Source organism: Candidatus Proelusimicrobium volucris, assembly GCF_959605025.1.
GTDB lineage: Bacteria > Elusimicrobiota > Elusimicrobia > Elusimicrobiales > Elusimicrobiaceae > Proelusimicrobium > Proelusimicrobium volucris.
This window is the reverse complement of the sequence record NZ_CAUHCY010000002.1, coordinates 34,192-56,627: the sequence shown is the minus strand read 5'-3', so window position 1 is coordinate 56,627 and position 22,436 is coordinate 34,192. Positions and strand designations below refer to the sequence as shown.

At 44.4% G+C, this 22,436-nt stretch carries 25 protein-coding genes and 1 tRNA gene; 16 read left to right on the top strand and 10 right to left on the bottom strand.

Annotation, left to right across the window (positions count from 1 at the left end; genetic code table 11):
- Nucleotides 1-12 precede the first annotated feature (12 nt).
- Both ACQY3M_RS02330 and speB read left to right on the top strand, forming a co-directional pair.
- Nucleotides 13-564, top strand: coding sequence for a pyruvoyl-dependent arginine decarboxylase (locus ACQY3M_RS02330; RefSeq protein WP_428065855.1), 552 nt, complete (start codon nt 13-15; stop codon nt 562-564).
- Nucleotides 525-1,451, top strand: a complete 927-nt coding sequence (gene speB, locus ACQY3M_RS02325; protein WP_428065854.1) for an agmatinase — start codon at nt 525-527, stop codon at nt 1,449-1,451. The genes ACQY3M_RS02330 and speB overlap by 40 nt, the downstream gene beginning before the upstream one ends.
- 624 nt (nt 1,452-2,075) lie before the next feature.
- Here speB and ACQY3M_RS02320 read toward each other — a convergent pair.
- Together ACQY3M_RS02320 and ACQY3M_RS02315 are read right to left on the bottom strand one after the other, a co-directional pair.
- The gene (locus ACQY3M_RS02320; RefSeq protein WP_428065853.1) at nt 2,076-2,945 is read right to left on the bottom strand and encodes a ParB/RepB/Spo0J family partition protein; all 870 of its coding nucleotides are present in this window, start codon (nt 2,943-2,945) and stop codon (nt 2,076-2,078) included.
- Between the two features lie 8 nt (nt 2,946-2,953).
- Nucleotides 2,954-3,790, bottom strand: a complete 837-nt coding sequence (locus ACQY3M_RS02315) for a ParA family protein (RefSeq protein ID WP_428065852.1) — start codon at nt 3,788-3,790, stop codon at nt 2,954-2,956.
- Nucleotides 3,791-4,136: 346 nt separating this feature from the next.
- Between ACQY3M_RS02315 and ACQY3M_RS02310 the strand changes: the two genes are divergently transcribed.
- Nucleotides 4,137-4,667 (top strand): GrpB family protein, encoded by a 531-nt coding sequence (locus ACQY3M_RS02310; protein ID WP_428065851.1) that lies wholly within the window; start codon nt 4,137-4,139, stop codon nt 4,665-4,667.
- Nucleotides 4,668-4,938: 271 nt separating this feature from the next.
- Here the strand turns inward: ACQY3M_RS02310 and lepB are convergent, their stop codons facing one another.
- Genes lepB through ACQY3M_RS02295 form a run of 3 tightly spaced genes read right to left on the bottom strand, consistent with a single transcriptional unit; the run spans nt 4,939 to nt 8,332 of the window.
- Nucleotides 4,939-5,910, bottom strand: coding sequence for a signal peptidase I (gene lepB / locus ACQY3M_RS02305; RefSeq protein WP_428065850.1), 972 nt, complete (start codon nt 5,908-5,910; stop codon nt 4,939-4,941).
- 4 nt (nt 5,911-5,914) lie between these two features.
- Complete coding sequence (locus ACQY3M_RS02300; protein WP_428065849.1) at nt 5,915-6,862, bottom strand: glycosyltransferase; 948 nt, start codon at nt 6,860-6,862, stop codon at nt 5,915-5,917.
- A gap of 3 nt (nt 6,863-6,865) precedes the next feature.
- The gene (locus ACQY3M_RS02295; RefSeq protein WP_428065848.1) at nt 6,866-8,332 is read right to left on the bottom strand and encodes an alpha-amylase family glycosyl hydrolase; all 1,467 of its coding nucleotides are present in this window, start codon (nt 8,330-8,332) and stop codon (nt 6,866-6,868) included.
- Between the two features lie 89 nt (nt 8,333-8,421).
- Between ACQY3M_RS02295 and ACQY3M_RS02290 the strand changes: the two genes are divergently transcribed.
- From ACQY3M_RS02290 to atpC, 11 genes are read left to right on the top strand one after another with little or no spacing between them, the layout of a single operon-like run.
- Entirely contained in the window at nt 8,422-9,600 is a 1,179-nt protein-coding gene (locus ACQY3M_RS02290) for a glycosyltransferase (protein ID WP_428065847.1), read from the top strand.
- 37 nt (nt 9,601-9,637) lie between these two features.
- Entirely contained in the window at nt 9,638-9,853 is a 216-nt protein-coding gene (locus ACQY3M_RS02285; protein ID WP_428065846.1) for an AtpZ/AtpI family protein, read from the top strand.
- Nucleotides 9,850-10,599 carry a F0F1 ATP synthase subunit A gene (gene atpB / locus ACQY3M_RS02280; protein ID WP_428065845.1) on the top strand — a complete coding sequence of 250 codons (750 nt, stop codon included), beginning with the start codon at nt 9,850-9,852 and terminating at the stop codon, nt 10,597-10,599. The genes ACQY3M_RS02285 and atpB overlap by 4 nt, the downstream gene beginning before the upstream one ends.
- Nucleotides 10,600-10,620: 21 nt before the next feature.
- Complete coding sequence (atpE, locus tag ACQY3M_RS02275) at nt 10,621-10,845, top strand: ATP synthase F0 subunit C (RefSeq protein ID WP_428065844.1); 225 nt, start codon at nt 10,621-10,623, stop codon at nt 10,843-10,845.
- A gap of 12 nt (nt 10,846-10,857) precedes the next feature.
- Nucleotides 10,858-11,352 (top strand): F0F1 ATP synthase subunit B, encoded by a 495-nt coding sequence (atpF, locus tag ACQY3M_RS02270; protein WP_428065843.1) that lies wholly within the window; start codon nt 10,858-10,860, stop codon nt 11,350-11,352.
- A complete protein-coding gene (gene atpH, locus ACQY3M_RS02265) occupies nt 11,349-11,879 on the top strand; it encodes an ATP synthase F1 subunit delta (RefSeq protein ID WP_428065842.1) in 531 nt (176 codons plus the stop codon). Before atpF ends, atpH begins: the two co-directional genes overlap by 4 nt.
- A gap of 4 nt (nt 11,880-11,883) precedes the next feature.
- Entirely contained in the window at nt 11,884-13,410 is a 1,527-nt protein-coding gene (atpA, locus tag ACQY3M_RS02260; RefSeq protein ID WP_428065841.1) for a F0F1 ATP synthase subunit alpha, read from the top strand.
- Nucleotides 13,411-14,337: an ADP-glyceromanno-heptose 6-epimerase gene (gene rfaD / locus ACQY3M_RS02255; protein ID WP_428065840.1), complete on the top strand. Its 927-nt coding sequence runs from the start codon at nt 13,411-13,413 to the stop codon at nt 14,335-14,337.
- Nucleotides 14,338-14,349: 12 nt separating this feature from the next.
- Nucleotides 14,350-15,249 carry an ATP synthase F1 subunit gamma gene (atpG, locus tag ACQY3M_RS02250; protein WP_428065839.1) on the top strand — a complete coding sequence of 300 codons (900 nt, stop codon included), beginning with the start codon at nt 14,350-14,352 and terminating at the stop codon, nt 15,247-15,249.
- A gap of 11 nt (nt 15,250-15,260) precedes the next feature.
- Nucleotides 15,261-16,685 (top strand): F0F1 ATP synthase subunit beta, encoded by a 1,425-nt coding sequence (gene atpD / locus ACQY3M_RS02245; RefSeq protein ID WP_428065838.1) that lies wholly within the window; start codon nt 15,261-15,263, stop codon nt 16,683-16,685.
- Nucleotides 16,686-16,687: 2 nt separating this feature from the next.
- A complete protein-coding gene (gene atpC, locus ACQY3M_RS02240) occupies nt 16,688-17,104 on the top strand; it encodes an ATP synthase F1 subunit epsilon (protein ID WP_428065837.1) in 417 nt (138 codons plus the stop codon).
- 102 nt (nt 17,105-17,206) lie between these two features.
- Here atpC and ACQY3M_RS02235 read toward each other — a convergent pair whose 3' ends face one another.
- From ACQY3M_RS02235 to ACQY3M_RS02225, 3 genes are read right to left on the bottom strand one after another with little or no spacing between them, the layout of a single operon-like run.
- Nucleotides 17,207-17,626 carry a hypothetical protein gene (locus ACQY3M_RS02235; protein WP_428065836.1) on the bottom strand — a complete coding sequence of 140 codons (420 nt, stop codon included), beginning with the start codon at nt 17,624-17,626 and terminating at the stop codon, nt 17,207-17,209.
- Nucleotides 17,626-18,036: an acyl-CoA thioesterase gene (locus ACQY3M_RS02230; protein ID WP_428065835.1), complete on the bottom strand. Its 411-nt coding sequence runs from the start codon at nt 18,034-18,036 to the stop codon at nt 17,626-17,628. The genes ACQY3M_RS02235 and ACQY3M_RS02230 overlap by 1 nt, the downstream gene beginning before the upstream one ends.
- 1 nt (nt 18,037) lies before the next feature.
- On the bottom strand, nt 18,038-18,454 hold the full coding sequence (locus ACQY3M_RS02225) for a secondary thiamine-phosphate synthase enzyme YjbQ (protein WP_428065834.1): 417 nt from the start codon (nt 18,452-18,454) through the stop codon (nt 18,038-18,040).
- 57 nt (nt 18,455-18,511) lie between these two features.
- Here ACQY3M_RS02225 and ACQY3M_RS02220 point away from each other — a divergent pair, with 57 nt between their 5' ends.
- Nucleotides 18,512-19,270: a hypothetical protein gene (locus tag ACQY3M_RS02220; RefSeq protein WP_428065833.1), complete on the top strand. Its 759-nt coding sequence runs from the start codon at nt 18,512-18,514 to the stop codon at nt 19,268-19,270.
- Nucleotides 19,271-19,319: 49 nt separating this feature from the next.
- A tRNA-Gly gene (locus tag ACQY3M_RS02215) sits at nt 19,320-19,393 on the top strand.
- Between the two features lie 219 nt (nt 19,394-19,612).
- Here the strand turns inward: ACQY3M_RS02215 and murD are convergent.
- Nucleotides 19,613-20,983, bottom strand: coding sequence for a UDP-N-acetylmuramoyl-L-alanine--D-glutamate ligase (gene murD / locus ACQY3M_RS02210; protein WP_428065832.1), 1,371 nt, complete (start codon nt 20,981-20,983; stop codon nt 19,613-19,615).
- Nucleotides 20,961-22,433, bottom strand: a complete 1,473-nt coding sequence (locus ACQY3M_RS02205) for a UDP-N-acetylmuramoyl-L-alanyl-D-glutamate--2,6-diaminopimelate ligase (protein WP_428065830.1) — start codon at nt 22,431-22,433, stop codon at nt 20,961-20,963. The genes murD and ACQY3M_RS02205 overlap by 23 nt, the downstream gene beginning before the upstream one ends.
- Nucleotides 22,434-22,436: the final 3 nt, after the last annotated feature.

Here is a 22,436-nt window from a genome sequence, read left to right as displayed (position 1 = left end):
AGAGAATAAAAAATGTACGAACCATTTGTTCCAAGGGAGATATTCCTTACTAAAGGTGTAGGCAGACATAAAGAAAAACTCGCGAGCTTTGAAGAAGCTCTTAGAGACGCGAAAATAGCTAAATTCAACTTGGTGCCGGTATCAAGTATTTTCCCGCCGAAATGTAAAGTGGTTTCAGTCAGCAAAGGGCTGGAACATTTACACGCCGGGCAGATACTTCACTGCGTAATCAGCAGAAACACCAGCAACGAAAACAGGCGCTTGATATCCGCTTCGGTAGGTTTGGCTATTCCTAAAGACAAGAACACGCACGGATATATATCCGAGCATCACAGTTTCGGCGAGGCCGACCAAAAAGCCGGCGATTACGCCGAGGACTTGGCCGCGATGATGCTTTCGACGACCTTAGGCATAGAGTTTGACAATAACACCACTTGGAACCAGAAAGAAGAAATCTGGAAGATGAGCGGTAAAATCGTAAAGAGTACGAACATAACCCAATCGGCGATCTGCGTCGACGGTTTATGGACGACTGTGGTAGCGGCGGCGGTATTCGTAAGGTAATTATGCATCCTGAACACGCGACGCATTTTCTTGCGGTGGAAGACGGACAGCCTTCCCTAGAAGAGAGCCGCTTTGCAGTAATATCGGTACCTTATGAGCGTACGGTTTCTTATGGCGGCGGGACGAAGTTGGGCCCCGCCGCTATTATTGAGGCTTCTCCCCAAATAGAATTTTGGGACGAGGAACTCGGTATAGAAACTTACAAACAAGGTATTCATACCTTGCCCCCGATAAATTGTAAGGGAAGCGAGAAAGCGGTATTTGACCGTATAGAAAAATATGTGGAGAATTATATCTCCAAACATAAAGCATTCCCGTTTTATCTGGGCGGGGAACATTCGATTTCCCAGGCTTTGATAGCGCCGTATATAAGAAAATATGGCAAAAAGCTTTCGGTTCTGCACTTCGACGCGCATGCCGATTTAAGGGAATCCTACTTCGGCGATGAACGCTCTCACGCTTGTGCTTTGTACCCTGCGTCAAAGGATGTCAAAGTTGTGCAGGTGGGAATACGCTCCGTCGGCAGCGAGGAGAAGGACAACGTCAACAGCGGAAATGTGACGACATACTTTATGCACGAAAATCTTGATATAAAAAAACTGACGCCGAAGGTTTTAAAAAGCCTTAGCGATTTAGTTTATATCACGATAGACGTAGACGGTTTTGATCCTTCCGTCGTGCCGGGTACGGGCACTCCGCAGCCGGGCGGTTTTATGTGGTATGAGGCTATGTCTTTGTTCAAAGCGGTATGTATGAACAAAAAAATAGTCGCCATCGACGTAGTGGAAACGGCCCCGATGAAAGGCAGCCATATATCGGAGTTTAATGTAGCAAAAATGATTTACCGTCTTATGGGCTATTTGACGGTAAGCAAGAAAAACAAATAGTTTTAAAAATTAAGAAAATTGTTTTCTTAATGTTTTTAATTAAGAGAGGGTGCCGAAAGGCATCCTCTTTTTTGTTTTAATGAAAAGACTGGTTTCGCTTTGCGATAAATTTTTGTTTATTATTTAATTGATGTTTACTTTTTTTAAAAGTTAGTGTTCCTAACATATTTATTAAAAAAGGCGGATATTTTTCACTTAAATAAGGTAAAACGTCTTAAAAAAGGCGATTTTGAGCGATATTGCCATAGGAAGGTCTTTTTTATGGTTAAGCCTTAGCGACTCGTTTTCCGCACAAAAACCAAATTAAAGACGAATTTAAAGGTTTTAGATATTCTCCGACGGAGAATTTGTCTTAAAAACGGTATCAAAGATCTTTTTTATGGATAAATAGGTTTTCACATGAAAACAAAGGATAGTTTTTTTGTTTTTCAAAAAGTAATTTTTAAATCTCCCCCGCTTTTAAAAATAGAATTTAAGAAGTCATTAAAGAGAACTCCTCTTTACTTGTCAAAGGGTCATTTAGAAGTTTGGATCTTTTATGCTTTTGCATAAATAGGGGGAGTTTTATTGACTATGAAAAACACGGCTTTTAAAAAAAGCCGTGTTTATGGAGGAGTATTACGTTTATAACATTTTATTTTTAAGTCTTTGTGATATTTGCTCCAATTCTTCTAAAGAATTGTAATGCAATATCAACTTGCCTTTGCTGGGTTTTGAACCGTATTTAAGTTCTACTTTCGTGCCCAGGGCTTCCTGTAAAGACGCTTCAAAAGCTAAGGTGTCGGGCGTCTTTTGCGGCTTGGTTTTAACAGTTTCTGAAGAAGCATTTTTGGCGGCCTCTTCCGCTTGGCGGACGGACATCTTAGAAGAGAGTATTTTTTTAAACAGGGTTTCCCTCTTGTTGTTGTCCGCAACCATAAGCAAGGCTCTGCCATGCCCTTCGCTTATTTCGCCGCTTTTTATAGCTTCTTGGATTTCAGGCTCCAAATTGAGCAGCCTTAATGAATTGGATACGGCAGCTTTTGATTTTCCGCAGTATTCGCCCAATTCGGTTTGGGAAATCATAAACTTTTGCATAAGGCTCTTATAACCTAAAGCGGTTTCTATGGGGTTTAGATCTTCCCTTTGGATATTTTCTATAAGTGCGAGGGCGCACATTTGCTTGTCATCGAGTTTGCCGTGTACGATGCAATCTATCTCCGTAAAGCCGGCAAGCTGAGAAGCGCGGAAACGTCTTTCCCCTACTACCAACTCATATTTGTCCATACCGGCGTCATATACCACGACTACAGGCTGGGTGAGGCCGTGTTGTTTAATGGAATCGGCAAGACCTTGCAAAGATTCCGCATTGAAGGTTTTGCGGGGCTGGTATCTGTTGGGGATAATTTTATCAAGCGGTATTTTTTGAACGCCCCCCATTCCAGAAGTTTCATTGTTGTCGTCGATGGCTCCGCTTAATAATGCGTCCAATCCTTTGCCTAAAGCTTTTCTCATACGGTTAATTATCCTCCAAAATCAAAATCGGAATTTTTGGAAGAACTTAAATATTGCATATTTTCAAAGTCTTCCGCTTTTGCGCCTCTTCTTATTAGAAACTCTATCGCCAAATCCATATAGGCTTTAGTCCCTTTGCAAGAGGGCTCGTACTCAAAGATGCTCTGTCCGAAACCGGGGGCTTCCGCCAGCCTGATATTGCGGGGAATGGGGGTTTTGTAGACTTTATCTCCATAGAATTTGGAAACTTCTTCTTTTACTTGGTTAGCCAAATTCATACGGCCGTCATACATAGTCAGTATGCCTCCGTCTATTTTAAGCTGGGGGCTTAAAAATTGTTTTACCTTTGTCGTAGTGTTTATGAAACGGGCCAAACCTTCCATAGCGTAATATTCGCACTGTATAGCCGTAAGAACATTATCCGCCGCTACCAAAGCGTTTATTGTAAGCAGGCTTAAAGAAGGGGGGCAATCGATAATAATAAAGTTATACATCTTCTTTATAGTGGAAAGCTGCTCTTTTAAGAATTTTTCGCGCCCGTTTATATTTACAAGCTCAACTTCCGCACCCGCCAAATCTTTATTGGAGGGGAGGATGTCGAGCATTTCATTGCTCGTTTGGCGCACAACTTCTTTAAAAGAGGCTGTTTTGGTCAAGAAGTTGTAAACGGTTTTATCGTCGTCTTTGACTTCTATTCCCAAACCGGAAGTAGCATTTCCCTGAGGATCAAAATCCACTAGGAGCACTTCCTGCCCCAAACAGGCAAGAGCATAAGACAAGTTTACGGCGGTGGTGGTTTTGCCCACGCCGCCTTTTTGGTTGGCAATACAAACTATTTCACCCATTATAATCTCCTATTAAGAATATTTAATATAAAATTTAAAATTAAGTCAATCTTTTTTAAAGTTTTCACATGAAAACATCTTTTGTAAACAGTGCTTTTTTGAAAAAATAATAAACTGATAAGGTACATTTATGCTATGTTGGTTTTATGGCATCTGTTAACGTTTTTAAATTTTCTTATATAAAATAGCTTGAAGTAAGATTTTTATTTAAACAGTTTTCACATGAAAACTGCTTAGCCAATATGGCGTTTGTTTTCATCTCTTCTTTATCTTCTTTTGTGGAAAGATCTAAGTGTTTTCACATGAAAACTTCTCTTTTGTGATATAATATTTTAAGGAGATAGCAATGAAAGTAAAACTAATTCCTTATGATTCTTACTGGCATAAAGCTTTTGAAGAAGAGTCCAAGCCTATAAAAGATATATTAAAGGGACTTTTAATAGATATATATCATATAGGTAGTACAGCAGTGGAAGGGCTCTGTTCGAGGCCCGCTATTGATATGATGGCTGTTGTCCGGGATATTGCCGCGGTTGATGAAATAGAAGATTCTTTTGAGAGTTTTGGATATGAGTGTATGGGGGAGTTTGGCATAACAAGGCGCCGCTATTTTAGAAAGCAAGGGGATTTATCCTTTAATATCCATATTTTTGATGTTTTTAGTGAAAGGGATATAATAAGGCATTTGGCCTTTAAGGATTATTTAAGGGCCAATCCTGAAGATGTTGCTTTTTACGCTTCTTTAAAAATTTCTTTGGCAAAGCGTTTTCCAACTGATCTGGAAGGCTACTCTATAGGGAAAGCGGCTTATATTAATAGTATAGAAGAAAAAGCGATATCTTGGTATATAAATAAATACTCCATAGGTAATATCTAAAGGTTTTCATGTGAAAACTCCGTCTTCTTTAAAATAGAACTAAACTCTATATCTTTCAAAAAAATTATTTACTATTGTCTTAATAAAAGAATAATAATTTTGTTATCTATTATAGAAGTATAATACACAAAGAAGTTTTAGCCCAAAGTTATACTTTATGTTTTAGAAGGGATAATCTTTGTGGAGTTAAGTAATAAGATAAGATATCCAGTGTATACCATTTGCTTTTTGTGTCAATAAAAACCCTCGCTTTCACGAGGGTTTTTAAATGCTATTTAACCAATCCTATTCTGCTTGGCGGCCAATGGATAAACCAGGCTTTTCCTTTGATGTTTTCTTCCGGAATGGGGCCCCAAAAACGCGAATCGCAGGAAAAATCCCTATTATCGCCTATACCCAAATAAGTGCCTTCCGGGACAGTTACGGGGCCGAAATAATCTCTAAGATATATGCCTAGGGCTTTTTCGAGTTTGCGGTCTTCCCAAAGCTTTTGGTATTCTTCTGGGGAATAAGGGAGCTGCTCTTCAGCTAGTCTTTCCATGTCTTGATAAATTTCATAGGGTTGTTGCGGCATAAGTTCCCCGTTAATGAAAACCTGTTTATTTTTTATTTCTACCACATCGCCAGGCATACCGATTACTCTTTTGACAAAATCTCTGCCGTATTGGGATTCGCCGCAGTTGATTTGTTCTTTGCTTTCCGCCGGGAAGCGAAATACGATAATATCGCCTCTTTTAATATCATTAAATTTTATAAGGCGGTCTTTCATAAAAGGCAATCTTACGCCGTAAGTTATTTTGTTGACGAAAAGATTATCGCCTTCCATCAAGGTGTTTCTCATTGATGCGGACGGTATTTTAAATGCTTGCAGGAACAGGAACATTACCACCGCAGCGAAGAATGCCGCGAAGTAAACCGTTTCCGCCCATTCCATATTAAAGGAAAATATTTTCTCTTCCTTTTTTTTGTCGGCTTTTCCCGCCGCGATAAAATTGTATACGGCGCAAGCTAGGGTTATAGTGGTAATCAGGGCGAAAGTTCTGGGGGAAAGCCCTCCTTGTATCCCGTTCTTTGCCATAAAATTGAAAATATATATGATTAGGCCTCCGCCTATTAAAGCAAAAAGCGCATTCCAAATTCCGAAAAAGATTTTGTTGCTCCAAATACTTTTCTTTTTCATAACTTTTGAAACTTTCGCAAAAATGAAGGCTATTATGCCTGTTATCAGTAGAGTGAGTTCCATATACTTACCTTCTTAGCCTTTGTTTTTTTATGATTTTTTTGTTTGACAAGGCGAATTTAATCTTAAGCACCTTTTGGAAAAACCACCATATAAACGGCACTTTTTCCAAAAAGAGCTTAAATTTGAACATTAAAAGGTACTTTTTGTTATAGTTTTGTATCGTTACTTCCGCCCCGCCCAAGCCCAGCCACTGATTATAGAATTTATCCCATTCGGGTAGGGGGTAATTATCCCAAAACTTATAATCGCCCATTGCATGCAGTATAAGGGTATTTCCCGTTTTTATTGGGGAGAGCACGGGGTGGGAATTGAATTTTCTTGGCAGTATGGCGGGCTTTATCGCAAACTTTTGCAGTGCCAAATTTAAAATTCCCTGGTCTGCCCAGATGAGAATCGGCGCCAACATTTTTGTTTGTTGGTAGCACCAGGCTCCTATTTTTATCGGGTTTGCCATATTTTCGCTGAAAAGGAGCACCCCGGCATTAAAATTGCGCCTTAACATATCAAAGCCGCGTACGGGCTTAGCGAAGTTGCAAGCGATGATATTATCGTCGTGGGCTATGGCGAAACCGGCTTTCTTGAATTTAAGAATGTTTATAAGTTCTTTTTTTACCAGGATATCGCTGTCCAGCCACAGGATTTGACGGTACTCTTTAAGCAGGAAAAAACATTCGTATCTGGCCAAAGTTAGCTGGCTGTATCTGCGTATGGTGCGTATTGCGGAGGTTGAAAAATTCAGACGATAATCTTTAAAAAAGACTCTTCCGATAGAGCGAAGCGCTTTTCTGTTTTGTGGGGATAAATTTTGATAGTAAATGATAATATCTGCTTTTTTAAACAGGCGGGGGGAGTTTTCTTTCAGGCTTAACAATGCACAGCCTGCCGCGAAAGCGGCTTTATCGTCGGTAGCCATTACTATTGCGAAAGGTTTTTTCTGCTGCTGGTCTTGCATCGGTTAAAAATCCACGGAGAATATTTTTGTTTCAAAAGGCTGCAACTCTAAGAGCAAACCTTCTTTTTTTGCCTGTGCACTTGGAAGAATAGTTTCATTCCTTTTAAAATGTTCTTTTAGGATCAGGTTCGCGTCAGAGGGAACCTTGTCCAGCGGCATAATGCATTTTGAGGGTACCTTGCTGTAATTTATGACGATAATCTTTTGAGTCGTTTGCTGCGTCCACGCCCAGCAGAGAATATTCTTGAAAGAGGCATCTTCCTCATCGGCGGCTTTAGGATTTTTTATCGTCCACTGCCCACCGTGGAAGCAGGGGTTATTGATAATCTCCAGAAATTGTTTATAAAAACTCAGCATATCTTCGTCTTTTGTTCTCAAGCCGCGCGAGTATTGTATAGGGAGGCGTTTTTCCTCTCCATAGAGTTGCGATATGGTAAAGAGTCTTGCCCCGATTAAGGTATATGCGGCTACCGCCGCCGCTTTGGATTTTTCTCTCCCGAAAGCGGTAAGAGGCGCTTCCTCGTCATGATTAGCGATAAAGCGTAAAGATCTCTTTTGATACAAATGTTCCGCGTTTAGATGTCCTTGAATATCCTGTGCGGTGGAAAGGCGGAGCCTGTCATAGAGGATTTTGTCATAGGTGTAATCGAATCCCAACTCTTGTACTTCCCATTCCAGCCCCCAATATACTTCCGCGAGGAACGTAAAAGAGGGATATAAGTTCTTTACTTCATTTATTAGCTGCGGCCAGAACTCTTCCGACGGCATTTTCTCTTTGACGAAATTTCCCCAAGTATCGCGGAAAACTTTATTAATCATCAGCATTACCATATCGCAGCGCAAGCCGTCGCAGAGTGGTACTATTTTTAGAAGTGTCTCTTTAAGAAATGCTCTGGCCTTCGGATTAAATTGATTTATTTGGGCGGTATCTGTCCACGAAGGGAAATACGGATCCTTGCCGTGGGCGATCCAATAGCCTTTAGGCGTTTGGAAAAATAATTCTTTTGCTTTGGGTTCTTCGTCGCAGTGGACAAAAATTTCCTTATCTGTCAGAGTAAGGGGATTGTCCTTTGCCAAATGATTGCCCGCAAAATCCAAAATAAGTTTTATGCCGAAATCGTTTAATCTTTTTCTAAGGGTTAATAAAGCCTCATTCCCGCCGAAGTCTTTATTTACGCTGTAATCGTAAATTGCGTATTGCGAGCCGACGATATCTTGCCTGTCGTAGCCCGGCACAGCGTGGGATAGATATTCGTTAATGGCCTTATCCTCTCTTGCTATGGCGCGGGAGGCTGGGCTTTCCTGCCAAACACCCATAAGCCAAACAGCGTCGAAGCCGTGGGCTTTTATTTCAAAAAGATCCTCCTCCGGCACGTCGGCCAGAGTAAGGCTGTCTCGCCCAAGGCTCTCTCTAAGCTGTTTGAGCCAATTATGAGCGTTAATTTCTAAAATATGGGGATTTGTACGCATAAAAACCTCGGTTATCTATGTTATATCACTTTATGAAAAAAAAGTCCATAAATTAAGCAAAATAAGATAAAAATTTCTACAATTGTCTTATGGACAAACTTTCGATACTGGACAGCAAATACGGCATAGCGGTAGCGGATCTTAAGGAACAGTACAAAAAACTTCCGCATTTTCGTTTTGCCATGCTTACGCCTGCGCTTTACGGCAGCGGGGTAAGCGAGCTGGCTTGCACGCTGGAGGGCTATTTCCGAGAGTTGGGGCTGGACTGTTGCTGGCGCCCGATAGAGGCCGATAAAGATTTTTTTGTTCTCAGCAAGAAGATTACCGACGCGCTTTCCCTTAGCATGAACTGCGTAAGCAGGGCGGAGCTGGATAGTTTTGCCGCTGCGGCCTCTAGTTTGGCCCTTCCTTTGGATTGTGACGTTTTATATCTGCACGATTTCCACGCTTTAATAGCGGCGTCTAAGATAAAGGGAATAAAAAAGATATATCGATGTCATTTTGATATTTCGCGCGCGAACAAAGACGTTTGGGAGTTTTTAAGGCCGTATATTGAGGCTTGCGATGAAGTTATTTTTCCCTCGTCGCAAAGCCATCGTCCTTTAAATAGGGGAGTCGACTATATATTGCCTTCCATAGACCCCTGTTCGGTAAAGAACACTTTTGTTGAAAGGGAAGGGCAGCTAGCGGTTTTGAAGAATTATAATATCCCCCGCGATAAACCCATAATTTTACAGGTATCGCGTTTTGACAGGGTAAAAGATCCCTTCGGGCTGATAGATGTTTTCAAAGAAGTGTCTGAGGAAATCCCTTCGACATTGGTGTATGCGGGCGGTTTCGCGCCCGACGATATAAACGCCGCTGCTTTATACCAGGAGTTGAAGGATTATGCCGGCGGGCACAAAGATATAATTCTGCTCTCGATAAACAGGCACGATTATGAAATAGCGGCGCTTCAAAGCGCGGCGGACGTCGTAGTGCAAAAGAGTTTCAGCGAAAGTTTCGGCCTTTCCATAACGGAAGCGCTGTGGAAGAGGAGGCCCGTCGCGGCCAGCGACGTCGGGGGTATAAGATACCAAATAATAAACAATAAAACGGGTTTGCTTTGCGGGGACAAAGAAAGTTTTGTTCTAAACATAAAACGGCTGTTGACGGATAGGGCTTTGTCTTTAAGGTTGGCGGCTACAGGGCATGAATATGTGAAGGAACATTTCATAATTACGCGCGAACTTAAAAACCATGCCGAAGTTTTTAAAAAGATAGTATAATGGAAATAAGGCTCCGTTTCGCCGAGCCGGGCATAGTATGATAAAAAAAGAGGACCATATTTTAATAGCCGGCTTGGGCATACAATTCGCCGTTATAATGTGTATAGGGGCTTTTGGCGGATATTATTTGGATAAGAAGTTTGGCACAATGCCCATATTCATATTGGGCGGCAGCGTAGCGGCCTTCGCTTTGGCAATATATATAATGGTACGATCGGCGAAGGCGTACGTATATAAAGGGACGAAAAAATGATAGAAGAACTTCTGGCACATCATATATTAGACCACAGTTTTGGCATAAGCCTTTTCGGTATACAATTACCAATCACTCAGCATTCCGTATATATGTTTTTTATCAGCGTGTTTTTGTTGATTTTTTTGGCGGTATTCGTCAGGAAGCAGAGCGGCCGCGTGAAAACGGCTTTGGAGATGTTCGTCACATTTGTCCGCGACGAAATAGCCATTCCTAACCTTGGCGAGAAAGAAGGCCGCAAGCTGACACCGTTTTTCTGCACGCTGCTGATTTTTCTTTTGACGGCGAACTATATAGGAATGCTGCCGGGCTCCAGAACGATAACGTCCAACATTTCCGTAACGGGCGGAATGGCGCTGTTGAGTTTGGTGCTGATAATGGGCTTGAGCATAAAGGAGAACGGCCCGATAGGCTGTCTTAAGACTTTTATCCCGGGCGGTGTTCCGGGTTGGCTGGTGCCGCTTTTGTTCCCGCTGGAGATTTTAAGTTTAATAATAAAGGTATTTGTATTGGCCGTCCGTCTTTTTGCGAATATGACGGCGGGCCATATAGTATTGATAGGCTTGTTTTCGTTTATATTTATTATGGGCGAAAGGAGTATAGCTGCGGGATACGGCACGGCCGGGCCCGTATTGGGAATGACGCTTTTTGTAAGTATACTTGAATTGCTGGTCGCGGCGATACAGGCGTATGTATTTACATTGCTTACGGCTATATTTGCGGGCTTGCAAATGCATTCACATTAAGGAAATACGGAGGAGTTAAAAATGGAACTTGAAGTACTTAAATACATCGGAGCAGGATTTGGCGCTGGCTTGGCGGTAATAGGCGCAGGCTTTGGTATCGGCAAGATAGGTGCGGCGGCATTGGAAGCCTCCGGCAGGCAGCCCGAGATCGCGGCGGTAGCCAGGATCACGATGATTATCGCGGCGGCTTTGGTGGAAGGCGCGACGTTTTTCGCGTTGGTAATCTGCTTGATGATGGTCTTATAATAAAAGGGAAGTATGGACGCGTTAATCAAACCCGATATAGGGTTAATGTTTTGGACGATAGTGAATTTTCTTCTGCTTGCTTTTTTGCTGGCCAAATTCGCGTGGAAGCCGCTGATGAAGGCTTTGGACGATAGGGAGAAGCAAATAGCGGAAGATATTTCCGGCGCGCGCAAAGCCAAAGAAGACGCTGAAACCATCAAGAAACAGTTGGAGCAGACCTTGGCGGATACCGCCAAAGAGAGCTCAAAGCGGATAAAAGAGGCGTCTGAAGCGGGCGAGCAGCAGCGCCAGACGATAATAGCGCAAGCCAAAGACGAAGCGCAGAATCTTATCAGCCAAGCCAAGACGGAAATCGAAGCGGAAACGCAGAAAGCGATAGCCGCGGTTAGAAAAGAGCTGGTGGACACCACTATGCTTGCCGCGCAGAAAGTAATCGGCAAAGAAGCCGGCAAGGCTGTAAACGAGAAGCTGATAGAGGATTTGCTTAAGGATATAAAAGTCAAATGAAAGCGAACACGACGGTATTGGCGCAAAGATATGCCAAGGCTTATGACGGCGTAGCCAAGGACAATGCGGCGGCGCAGCACAACTATGAGCTTTTTAAGGGAGCATTATCGGCGCTTAAGGCTGTTGAATATTACATAAACAATCCGACGATACCCGCGCGCGTCAAGCTGGAAGTGGCTTCAAAGGCTTATCCGGAGCAGGACGTGGCGGGTGCATTTGTCAAATTATTGATAGCGTCGGGCAGATATTATTTGGCGGGCGAGATAGAGAAAGAACTTTCCGCTCTGCTTGATGCGCGCTTAGGCATAAAGAGAGTAAGCGTAATCAGCGCGGCCGAACTTGACGAAAAAGCAAAGAGCGGGCTTAGCGCTGCACTTAGCGAATATTTCGACAGCGCCTTGGCGCTGGAATACAAATTGGACGCCAATCTTTTAAGCGGAATAATGATACGCTGCGGCGACGTCTTGATAGACGGCAGCGCGCAGGGCCGGCTTAAACAGATGGCAAAAATTTTAACAGAAAGGTAGAGATATGGGTATAAGACCTGATGAGATAACGACTATCATCAAAGAGAAAATAGAGAATTTTGTACCCCAAACACAGACCGACGAAGTCGGCACGGTAATAAGCGTGGGCGACGGAATCGCGAGGATATACGGTTTAAACAAAGCGGTGTCGGGCGAGTTGTTGGATTTCCAAAGCGGCGTAAAAGGAATGGTAATGAACCTTGAGTACGACAATATCGGCTGCGTGCTTATGGGCTCGGATACGGCCGTAAAAGAAGGGGAACAGGTCAAGCGCACGGGCAAGGTAATCAGCATACCCGTGGGCGAAGCGCTTTTGGGCAGAGTGGTAAACCCGTTGGGCGAGCCGCTTGACGGCAAGGGCCCGATAAAGACGACGGAAACCCGCCCTATGGAAATAGTGGCGCCGGGCGTAGTTGAACGCCAGCCCGTAAAACAGCCTTTGCAGACCGGTTTAAAAGCGGTTGACTCAATGGTGCCGATAGGAAAGGGCCAAAGGGAACTTATCATCGGCGACAGACAGACGGGCAAAACTGCCATCGCGATAGATACTATAATCAACCAAAAACAGCAAAACGAAGGTGTAATCTGTATATATGTCGCTATCGGGCAGAAGCAAAGCACGGTAGCGCAGGTGGTGCAAACCCTGACGGATTTCGGCGCGATGCCTTATACGATAGTTGTTGCTGCCAATGCCTCTGATCCGGCCTCTTTGCTCTACGCCGCGCCTTACGCGGGCTGCGCGATGGGCGAATATTTTATGTGGAAGGGCAAAGACGTCCTTATAGTATATGACGATCTTTCAAAGCACGCTCAGGCTTACAGGGAAATGTCTTTGCTGTTAAGAAGGCCGCCAGGCAGAGAGGCTTACCCGGGCGACGTTTTCTATTTGCATTCCAGACTTTTGGAAAGGGCGTGTAAACTTAACGACGAAAACGGCGGCGGCTCTCTTACCGCTTTGCCGATAATAGAAACGCAAGCCAACGATATTTCGGCTTACATTCCCACGAACGTAATATCCATTACCGACGGGCAGATTTATCTGGACGCGAATTTGTTCCGCTCCGGCGTTAAGCCGGCGATAGACGTCGGGTTTTCGGTTTCGCGTGTGGGCGGCAGCGCGCAGAAGAAGACAGTGCGCAAAGTATCTGGTACTTTGAGAATAGATTTGGCGCAGTATCAGGAGTTGGAATCCTTCGCGCAGTTCGGCTCGGAATTGGATAAGGAATCGCAGTTCCAGCTTGCCCGCGGGCAGAGAATGAAAGAACTTTTAAAACAGCCGCAGTACAGCCCGATGATGGTGCCCGAGCAAGTCCTTACGCTTTTTGCGGGAACCAGGGGCTATGTAGACAATATCGCGGTAAACAAAGTTCTGGATTATCAAAACGAACTTTTGGCGTTTGTAAAAGCGTCGCACCCGGAAATTTTGAAAGAGATTTCCGAAAACGGCAATATCGGTATCAATGAGGATTTGGAAAAGAAATTGGTAGCCGTACTGGAAGAATTTAAACCTCTGTTTAAGGAGAGCAAATAAATGACGCAGAAGAAATATTTAATAACGGGCGGGGCCGGTTTTATCGGCAGCAATTTGGCTTTTGAGTTGCAAAACCAAGGGCATAGCGTAACGGTTGTTGATGATTTTTCGTCGGGCCATTTTAAGAATTTATTGGGTTTTAAAGGCGACGTAATCGCCGCGAATATATTTGAGGAAATGCCGGGCGAGGCGTATTTTGACGGTATCTTCCACGAAGCCGCGATAACCGATACCAATATTCATGATCAGAAGCTGATGATGGAGATGAACGTCGAAGCGTTTAAGAATGTCCTTTACTATGCGGCCGCCAACGATATTAAGAGGGTTGTCTATGCCTCTTCGGCGGCGACATACGGCAACGGGGAATGCCCGATGAAAGTAAGCCAGACTCCAAAGCCGGAAAATATTTACGGCTTTTCCAAGGCGATAATGGATAATGTCGCGAGGGAATTTGCCGCCGAGAACAGAGATATGGTAATAGTGGGGCTTAGGTATTTTAACGTATACGGGCCCGGCGAATATTACAAAGGCAAGACGGCGAGCATGATGTATCAGCTTTACAATCAGATGAAGCAGGGCTACCGCCCGAAGATATTCAAGATGGGCGAACAGGAGCGCGATTTCGTTTACATCAAAGACGTAATAAAAGCCAATATGTGCGCTTTGAACAATGCCAAAGAATCCTGCGTAGTAAATGTAGGCACGGGCATACCGCGCAATTTTAACGATATAGTCAAATGCCTCAACAACGAGCTTAGGCTGAACTTGGCGCCCGATTATATTGATAATCCGTACAGCTTCTATCAGATGAAGACTCAGGCCGACATCAGCTATACTACGGAGAAGATCGGCTACACTCCCGATTATACCTTGGAGAAAGGCATAGCCGATTACGTAAAAGTATTGGAAGCCAGAAACGCGAAATAAGGAAAAGGCAATATGGAATCGCTTCGGGATATCAGGCAGGAAATAAAAGCCATCAAATCGACCAAGCAGATGATGCTTACGATGAAGATGATTTCCTCTGCCCGAATAAAGAAAGCGCAGCAGCAGATGGAGGATGGGCGTCCTTTCGCCAAGAAGATGGCGGAAATGATAGACAATTTGCGAAAGGACATACAAAATCCGTCCAGCGAAATACACAAGCTCCCCGCCTATCGGTTTTTTGACAACAGCCGATCGGACAAGAACAGCGTGGCATTGCTTTTAATAACGGCAGATAAGGGCTTATGCGGCGCTTTTAACGCGGTGGCTTTAAGGGCGGCTTTAAAGTGGGTTAGAGAAAATTCCGATAAAGAGAAGTATGTCTTTGTGGTAGGCAAGAAAGGGCGCGACTTTATGAGGCGTTTGAAAATCCCTCGCCTTCACTTGGCGGGTGAACTTATAGGGATATTCCCTCGGGCTTCATACGCGCATGCGGCGATGATAAAGGATGCTTTTTACAATTTGTTCCGCGATCATAATATCAGCACGGTAGATTTGATATACAACGATTTTAAGTCGATGGCTTCGCAGACTTTGATAAGCAAACGCTTCCTGCCGTTTGATTTTGACGAGATACCCGGGGAGGGGAATGTGTCGGACTTTATCTTTGAACCGGGAATGATAGACATATTTTTGACGCTTATCCCTCGTTATTTAAGCGCGAGTATATACAGATATTTATTGGAATCTCAAGCGGCGGAACTGGCCGCGCGCATGAACGCGATGGAAGCGGCGAGCAAGAACGCGGGCGAGATAGCCGACAGTTTAAGCGTAAAGTTAAATAAGGTAAGACAGGCGACGATTACCAATGAGATAACCGAGATAGTAAGCGGCGCCAATGCTTTGAACAATTAAGAGGAAAGGATATGAATAAAGGCACGGTAGTACAAGTAATAGGCCCGGCGGTGGACGTCAGATTTGACGGCGGCGTTTTACCGTCGATAAACAATGCTTTGAACATAAAGGCGGGCAAGGACGTGACGATAGTGGCGGAAGTTTCTCAGCAAATGGGCGATAATATCGTCCGTGCGGTGGCTTTAAGCTCTACCGACGGCTTGGCGCGCGGCGCGGAAGTGGAAGATACGGGCGCTCCGCTTAAAGTACCGGTAGGGGAAGCGTGCTTGGGCAGGCTTTTAAATGTTTTGGGCCAGCCTCAGGACCACAGAGGCCCTATCAATACGGACAAATACGCCTCGATACATACCCCTCCTCCGTCGCTGGAAGAACAGCAGACCACCCCGAAGATTTTTGAAACGGGCATAAAAGTACTGGACCTTATAGCCCCTTATATGAAAGGCGGCAAGGTGGGTTTGTTTGGCGGCGCGGGCGTCGGCAAGACGGTAGTAATTATGGAGCTTATCAATAACGTGGCCAGGCAGCATCACGGCAGCTCGGTATTCGGCGGTGTCGGCGAGCGTTCTCGCGAAGGGAACGATTTGTGGCTGGAAATGCAGGAAAGCAAACTTTCCGACGGCTCTACCGTACTTGATAAAACAGTTTTGGTTTACGGCCAGATGAACGAACCACCCGGCGCCAGGGCGAAAGTGGCTTTGACCGCTTTGACGGAAGCGGAATATTTCCGCGACCAAAAAGGACAGGACGTCTTGCTGTTCTTAGATAATATTTTTAGATATGTATTGGCCAACTCGGAAGTGTCGGCCTTGTTGGGGCGTATGCCTTCGGCAGTGGGCTATCAACCTACTTTGAATACGGAAATCGGCGCTTTGCAGGAGAGGATTACCTCCACCAAAAAAGGATCCATTACCTCAATACAAGCCGTATACGTTCCCGCAGACGACTTGACTGACCCCGGCGTCGCCGCTACCTTTACGCACTTGGACGCGACAACCGTTCTTTCAAGGCAGCTGGCCAGCTTGGGTATTTACCCTGCGGTCGATCCGCTTGATTCCACATCCAGGATTTTGGACGCGCGCATAATCGGGCAGGAACATTACGACGTGGCGCAGGGCGTAAGGAAAATCTTGCAAAAATATAAAGACTTGCAGGATATTATCGCGATACTCGGCATGGACGAACTGGGCGACGAGGATAAGACGGTAGTCGCCAGGGCAAGACGCATACAGAAATTCCTCTCGCAGCCGTTCTTCGTGGCGGAGAAATTTACGGGTATGCCCGGCAAATACGTCAAACTGGAAGACACTATAAAAGGCTTTAAAGCAATAATAGCGGGTGAATACGATCATATCCCTGAGCAGGCGTTTTTTAACTGCGGCGGTATAGAAGACGTGCTCGCCAACTATGAGAAGATGAAAGCCAAAGGCCAGGACTAATTATGGCGGGAAAGAAACTAAGACTGCAAATTGTAACGCCTCAGCGGCCGGTATTGGATAAGGAAGTGGACTTTGTCGCCCTGCCCGCCTTTAACGGCGAAATGGGCGTATTGCCCGGCCATATACAATACGTCGCGAAGCTGAACTACGGAGTACTGCGTTATAAGGAAGGAGAGACGGAAGAAACCTTCGCGGTGATGGGCGGCTTGGCTGAAATCGAACACGATAATATCCGCGTATTTGCCGAGGACGCCGCCTTGGCAGAAGAAATCGACGAGGAAGCAGCCAAGCAGAAATTGGCTCAGGCCAAGGCTTCTTTAACTAAACACGACGCCGATATAGATATGGAATTGGCGGAGATAGAAATAAAGAAAGCCTTGCTGATGTTGAAAGTTAAAAAGAAAGCGCCTAAGTTTTAAAACCAAAACCCCCGCTTGAAAAGCGGGGGTTTTTTGAAATGTAAATTTTAAACAAGGCTTTAATAACCCCTCGTTTTGTGAGAGGATATTTGCGGACAGATTTTAATTAGGCCACGCAATAACCTCTACCGTGACGCCGGATTTCTTGGCTGAGCGGACAATATCATCTACGGTGTTTTGATCCGGCATTTGAAAGCCTTGAATTCTTTTTAAATTCCAATATACTTTTGTACCGCGCGGCATTTCCAATAGCTTTTCCTGAGCGTATCTCGATCCTACTATGATGTTGTTATCCTGTGTTATTTCTTGGAAAGTTGAAGATATTTTTACTCCGTTTTCAAATATGGCGTAAGCCCAGTCTTGCCCATTGTACCAGGAGTACATCTCATAAGAGGCTGCTGGCCTAGCCGGCGAAATATCCGTCTGCGGATTTAAGCTGCTGAAAGAAACCCTGTTGCCGTTAGGTGTAAAGCAGGCGCTTAAAGTTAAAGCGGTAAAAACTACTAAAAGAAAATATTTCATCAGAACCTCCTTACTTTTATTTTTCTGGGCGAAATGGAAATTGCGTTCATAACTTCCTGTGGCCAGTTGGAAAGCTGCCCCGCCTGATTTACGCAGACAACGTCCGTTACGCCTTGCACCAGCAGGGTGCCATCGGCTTTCTTTACGAAACATTCAAACACTATCCTTACGGGGGAAAGTTCAACGGCGTAAGTTTCCACGTCCAAAATATCGCCGTATTTGGCGGGATGTTTATACCATACTTCCTGATGATGCACCATCATAAGGCAGTTCTTTTGGGCAAGGTCGGGCACGCTGAAGCCGGCTTGTTCCATAAAGTCGGTGCGGCCTTCCTCAAAAAATTTTAAATAGTTGGCGTAATAGACCACTCCGCCGCAATCGGTATCGTGATAATATACTTTTCTTTTCACTTTATTCTCCTATGATTTTGATAAGGATTCTTTTGTTTCTTTGCCCGTCAAATTCGCCGTAGAAGATTTCTTCCCACGGGCCGAAGTCAAGCCTGCCGTTTGTTACCGCTACGACGACTTCCCTCCCCATAATAGTACGTTTTAAATGCGCGTCGCCGTTGTCTTCGCCCGTAAGATTATGCTGATAGCCGTTGGGGTCGTAAGGGGCGAGCTTCTCAACCCATTTTATAAAATCTTGATGAAGGCCGCGCTCATTATCGTTTATGAACACGCTGGAAGTGATATGCATTGAATTTACCAGACATAAACCTTCTTTTATGCCGCTGTCTGACAGCGCTTCCTGCACTTGATCGGTTATGTTTACTATTTGATATCTTTCCGGCGTTCTTAATGTAATATATACGGTATGGGATTTCATCTTATTGCTCCTTTTGGGGGTTTAAAAAATAATATCATTTTATGTTAAAATAATCTTATGGATAAAGAAAAACAGACATATATTCTTCAAGTAGCGGGGGTGGCGGTATTCGCCCTTTTGTTGCTTGTACCGGTAATGTGGTACGCCAAGAAGGCGCAGTCGCCGGAAGACGCAATAACGCAAGAGCAACTGAAATCTTTTGAATCCGACGATCTTGAATTTGTGGAACGTGACGAAATTTCCTATCAGGAGCTGGCGCAAGGCGCTCAAACGGGCGAGGGTATGCGCGGTAAATTCAGCAATATAGGTACGGCGATAGTGTCGGTAAACATAAACAATATTGTAATGATGACGCCGCAGGATTTGGAAAATGTCGGCGCGACGCCCTTTTCGCTGTCCAATACCGTAATGACGAATTTGAATACTCCGCAGGTTATAGAGGTCGTTTTCGACAATGAAGACGTGCTTAGAGGTTTTGCCTCCCGCAAGGATGTGCACGAAATGACTTCCAATTATCTAAAGTTGTACGATATTATTTCTTCGCAGAGTTTTGATATAGATAAATTTGTCAACGGGCCTGCCGTGCAAGGTGTTTTGAGAAATGAAATGCTTTTAAGAAGCCTTCTTAAAAGCAAGTTGATGACGTATATATTCAACAGCCCCGCCGGTAAATATTATCTTGGCAATCCAGCTAGGACAAAGCAGCTTTTGGCGTCCAATACGACGCTGGCGCCGTATTTAAAGAATCAAACTTTAAAGCAAATCCTCTCCGAAATACCGGCTACGCAAGCCGCGGCCGCGCAAATATTTGATTAAATTTTGCAAAATGGATTTGCTTTATGCTATAATATTTATACGGATTTACGCGGGCGTGGTTCAATGGTAGAACGCGACCTTGCCAAGGTTGAGACGAGAGTTCGATTCTCTTCGCCCGCTCCATTTAGACGGCCTCTTTTAAGAGGCCGTTTTTTTATGGCTATATTTTAATGAATACTTAGGAAATTTGCGGGCGGGAAAGGCATCTTTGGCAGGTTTTTTGGAAAAGAGAAAGAACTATGCTTTTGTGTAACGGCGCGAAGAAGGTTCCCGCAAGCAGTTTAAATTGAATTGCCGTATTATTGTTTAAGATGATTTGGTTCTTATTAAGAGGCTGCAGCTTTAGTGTTTTTTTATATAGTCTTTTACTATTTGCTTGAAAACTTTCCCGCGGTGTTCAAAGTCTTTAAATTGGTCGAAAGAAGCGCAAGCCGGCGAAAGGAGCATAATATCGCCTTTCTGCGCTTTGGAGAAAATATAGTCAACAGCGTTTTTTAAATCGCCCTTTTCCGTCGCGGGGAAACGCCCTGAGAGCTGTTGCTTTATATTTGCGGAATCTTCGCCTATCAATACGGCGTGTTTGCAGAATTTATTTAGGAAGGGTATAAGCGGCTTATAGGGCGCGCCTTTTCCGCGGCCGCCCAAAATAATCCATATTTTATTTTCGCTTTGTAGGGCTTTGAGCGCGGTTACGGTTGAATCTATATTTGTCGCTTTTGAATCGTTATAGCATTTAATGCCTTTATATTCGCAGAAAAGCTCTATACGGTGCTCAAGACAGTTAAAAGTATTAAAGCCGTCCTGCACGTCCTTTTGTTTTACTTTTGCGGCAAAAGCCATTAAAGAGGCGGCCATGGCATTTTCTATATTATGTATGCCAAGAAGAAGTTTTGGTGGCTTGATATGACAGCCGTTTGCAAAAATCATTTCGTCACCGTCGAAAAAGGCGTCCACCCTTACGCTGTGATGTGGGGTGGAAGAAAAGCTGAACACTTTGCATTTTGCCCTTTTCATAAATTTTACGCAGACAGGGTCCGCCCCGTTGGTAATGAAAGATCCGCTAGCTTTTTGATAAGCGAAAATTTTGCCCTTAGCCGCAATGTATTTTTTAAGACTGCCATGATGTTCTTCGTGGTCCGGTGTGATATTGAGTAAGGCGCTGACGAAAGGTTTAAAACAGGTGCTGTCTTCAAGTTGATAGCTGGATACTTCCGTAACAATGATACTGCCCGGCTCTATCGAATCCGCGACGGAAGAAAACGGCTTGCCGATATTGCCGACGGTATAAACTTTGCGGTTCTTCTTCTCGTTAAGGCAATGGGCTTTCATAATTTCGCTTAGCATTACGGTAGTGGTCGTTTTGCCGTTTGTGCCGGTTATGGCGAAAATCTTGCAATTTTTTGGGATAAAGGCGCAGGCCGTTTCAAGCTCGCTGAAAATCGGTTTCTTTAATTTTTTTAATTTCTTTAATACTGGATTATTTGGCATTATGCCGGGGCTTTTGATTATAAAATCACATTTGTAAACGGCGTCGGAATGGCCGCCCGTTTCCGTTTCTATACCCTCAAGACCGGTGGGCACCGGGATAACCCTGCTGTCGCTTATCAGAACTTGAAAGCCCTGCCTTTTTAGCAGTCTTGCGCAGCTTATCCCGCTTTTGCCCATTCCGAGTACGCAGGCCTTTTTACCTTTAAACCGCTTTGGCGAAAACATACTCTTTTAAAGCCTTTTCGGCTTCCTCCCTGTCGGAAAAATGTATAGTGCCGTTTGGCAGGATCTGATAGTCCTCGTGCCCTTTGCCCGCGATGATGACGATATCGTCCTTCTTTGCCGTTTTTACGGCCTCAAAGATGGCTTGGCGCCTGTCCGGTATTATGTTGAAATTATCGGCAAAAGGCATACCCCTTAAAATATCGGCGAAGATAGTATTGGGGTCTTCTTTGCGGGGATTATCTTTTGTTATCAGCACCAAATCGCTGTTTTTTGAAGCGCTCTCGCCCATTAAAGGCCGCTTCGTCGTATCGCGCTGCCCGCCGCAGCCGAAAACGGTTATTATACGCCCTTTTTTAAACGGAGCGACGGCGTCGTAGGCCCTTAACAGGGCTTCGTTGGTGTAGGCGAAATCCACAAACAGATAGAAATTCTGCCCCAAATCCACGCGTTCCATTCTGCCGGGCACGCCTTTTAATGCGCTAAGGCCTTTTATGGCCGTTTTTATGTGTATGCCCATTCTGGCTGCAGCGGCCACCGCGGCCAAAGCATTGTAAACATTATGTGCGCCCAAAAGATTTATTTTGGCGGGCTCGCCGTTGATTTTAAAACTTACGCCTTCAAGAGAAGTTTTTATGTCGCTTGCCGTGAAGTCCGCCGGTTTTGTAAGACTGTAAGTTACCAGCTTGACTTTGTTTTTTAACATTTCGGCCAGCTTTTCGCCATATGGATCATCTATATTGATTATGGCGCTTTTCTTTTGTTTTGTGTTGGCGGGCGAGATAAGATTTTCAAAGAGTTTACGCTTGGCGGCGAAGTAATTGTCGAAGGTGGAATGGAAATCCAAATGATCTCTTTGTAAATTTGTAAATATCGCTATATTAAAATCTATTCCGCGCACCCGCTGATATTCCAGCGCGTGGGAGGATACTTCCATAACGACGTCGCCGCAGCCCGATTCTTTGGCCTGATAAAGTATATTTTGCAAAAGCAGAGGCGCGGGCGTGGTATTGGGGGCTTTGCTTATCTTTTGACCGTTGACGCGGTAATTGATGGTACCCATAACCGCAGGCTTGCGCTTTGCCTCAAAGAGTATGCTTTCTATCAAATAGGATATGCTCGTTTTGCCCTTTGTTCCCGTAATGCCTATCATATTTAAATCTTGGGAAGGATTTCCGTAAAAAGAACAGGCGGCATCGGCCATGGCGTGGTCAATATTCTCTACTTTAATTACGGGTACGGGATAGACTTCTTCCAATTCTTCCTGCGTTACTATTGCGCAGGCGCCCTTTGCCAAAGCGGAGGGGATATATTCGTGCCCGTCAACCGTATGTCCTTTTACCGCGAAGAATACCCAGCCATTTCCTATTTCTTTGGAATTTTGGCTTAGCCCCTTCACTTCGGTTTTAGGCAAATTTTTGTCGTATTGCCCGAACAAATCTTCAAGAGTCATATA